At 67.1% G+C, this 2,566-nt stretch carries 2 protein-coding genes; both read left to right on the forward strand.

The features are described 5' to 3' along the window. The first annotated feature begins 1,297 nt into the window (after window positions 1-1,297). Window positions 1,298-1,810 (forward strand): hypothetical protein, encoded by a 513-nt coding sequence (locus tag IE98_RS0141345; protein ID WP_159401261.1) that lies wholly within the window; start codon window positions 1,298-1,300, stop codon window positions 1,808-1,810. Window positions 1,811-2,051: 241 nt separating this feature from the next. After that, a complete protein-coding gene (locus IE98_RS45590; protein ID WP_159401262.1) occupies window positions 2,052-2,543 on the forward strand; it encodes a hypothetical protein in 492 nt (163 codons plus the stop codon). The last annotated feature ends 23 nt before the right edge of the window (window positions 2,544-2,566 follow it).

Here is a 2,566-nt window from a genome sequence, read left to right on the forward strand (position 1 = left end):
GTCGATCGCGGAGTTTCCGGGCGGGGTGGGTTTCAGGTGTCTATTGGGGCCATCCGCTGGGTCCGGGGCTGGAGGGCAGTGCGGCAACGTGGTCAAGGCGGTCTGCATCGTCTGTCTGATCCTCATGTGGGCGGTCTCCGTGGCGCACCTGGCGCCCCACCAGACGTCGAAATGCGAGCCCACGGCCGGATCGACGGCGACCAACCACCCCGGCAGCTCGACGGACGACCGGCCCGCCCCCGACTGCCGAGGCTGACACCCGCCTGGAACGGGAGCCCACCAGGCGCGACCCGGACACCGCGGGAGTGGGATACCGACCCACGGGCCAGGTGGTCTTCCTCGGCTGCGTCCCGCCAGCTCCTACGGCTGCGCGCCGACCACAGGAACGTCAGGAAGGCCGCGAGGTCCCGGGCGTAGCCGAACTGGGTGTTCACCGCGAGCATCCGCATACCCGGCGGCTGGAAGAAGGTGTTGAGGACGACGTCGTACTCGAACACCGGTGGGACCAGGTACGGCGTCCCCGGCTCCACCCCGGCCTCGCGCAGCCAGTCGGCTCGACCGTCAGTCAGCAGCTGTGCGTCGAAGCCGACTCCGTTTGGGGGAGCTCGAACTCCTCCATCGTGGCACGCACCCGCCACGCGTTCACCATCACGACGCTAGGCATACGGTCAGTGACCGAATGTGCATAAGGAGTGTGCGCGAAGGGGTTGGACACCGTGTACAGCACGTCCGGCGGGGCGGCGCCGGGAGCGTGGGTCAAGATCCGGCATGCGGAGGTCGGCGAGGTCGTGAAGGTCGCTGTAGTCGACTTTGCCTTCGCCGAAGCCCGGCCTGGGGCGAGGAGGGGAGGCGAGGACAGCCGCTCCCGATCCTGCTCCGCGAAGGCACGGCGACCGGCGATCGGCCCGCTTTCTGCATCGGCCTCGCCAGCACGCAAGCCGAGCCGGAAGCAGGTGAGCGAGCAGCGAGCCGATCGGCGCCCCCAGAAGCGATACCGGATCGCTCCCCGCGCCTCGCAGTGAACCGAGCGGGAAGAACCGCAGCTGGCCTGGCACCCGGCTCGCGGCCGCCACGCCGGCTTCACCTCTGGGAAGACACGGGTGCGCAGTGTTCTGCGGAGCGGCGAAGCCCGCATCCCATGTTGCGACGTGAGCTGCTGTCGGGCCTGAACCTGTCCTGTGGTGCGTGCTCGGTGAGCGGCACGTGAGTCGACTGTGAGTGCCCAGCGCAACGATCAGTGCACTGGCGAGTTCGAGGCACGTTCCTCGGGCCGAATCTCATACAGTGAGGAGAGTTCATGACGGCACGTCCCGTTCGGGGTTTGTGTCTGCGAGGGGCCGGCGTGCGGGCCGCCGTGGTGTGCACCGCAGCGCTTGCAGTAGCCAGCGCGTCCGGCGCAGAAGCGATGGCCCTCGACCCCGGCACCACGGTTGCCACGTTCACCCTCACGCAGCCCGACTCCTACGCCGGCGACATCGCATCCTCGTCCAGCGTCAGGTTGGTGCTGCACGGGAACGGAAACCTGATGCTGTACACCATCAGCGACACCGTGAGCGACCTGCTCTGGGCGAGTGGCACCGCTGGCCGCGGCGTTACCCATGTGGACTGGTCGCGGTCCGGCTACGCCAAACTGCTGGACGCCTCCAACAACGTCGTGTGCACCCTCGGCAAGCTCAACCCTGCGCCGGGAGGAACCGTGCGAATCCAGGAGGACGGCAACGTGGTCTTTTACGACAGTCGCGGAAACGCCACCTGGGCGACGGACACCTACGGACTCCGGCAGGGCAATCTCAACTACTGCTACACGTAGCCGTTGGGCTCCGTCCTGCCGCGTAGCGGTCTGCTTCGCCCACCCTTCAACCTCGTGGTGGCGGAGCTGCGAAGTGCAGTCCCTTCACCTCAGATGAAGAGCCTTAGCCCGGCCGCGCGGCCAGGGCGTGCTGGCAGGGGCCCTTGTCCACTCCTTCAAGAAAGGACTTCTCGTGACCTTCCGAACCTCAAGCGGTTCTGAGAGGCGCAGGCACATAGTGCACGTGGCCATGGTGTGCGCCGTGGCCACTGGGGCGATCGGTGTGACCAGCGGCATCGCGATGGCCGATGCCTCCGTTGCAACTTTCACCCTCGCCCAGCCCGACTGGCAGGTCGGTCAGTCGGCAAGCGCGAACAATCTTCAGGCCGGACTGTACTTCCTGGCCGATGGGAATCTGGTGCTCTACGGCTTCAACGGGGAGTCCGACTATCCACTGTGGGCATCGGGCACGAGCGGGAAGGGCGTGACGCACCTGGACTGGTCGAAGTCCGGGTACGTGAAGCTGTTGGACTCTGCCGGCCGCATCGTCTGCACCCTGGGAGCCCTGAATCCCGCGCCGGGCGGGCGGGACGAACTCCAGGACGACGGCAACTTCGTGTTCTACGACACCAGCGGGCACGCCACTTGGTCCACCGGAACCTACGGGCACCGCAAGGGTGTCAGCGGACACGGCAGACTCCCCGCTGGCGGTCAGTTGGCCTCCCCGCTGGTGGACATGAAATCTCCCCGGTGACGGACAGCTGATCTCCCCGCAGA

It is taken from the genome of Streptomyces sp. NRRL B-24484, from assembly GCF_000717715.1.
In the GTDB taxonomy this organism is placed as follows: domain Bacteria; phylum Actinomycetota; class Actinomycetes; order Streptomycetales; family Streptomycetaceae; genus Kitasatospora.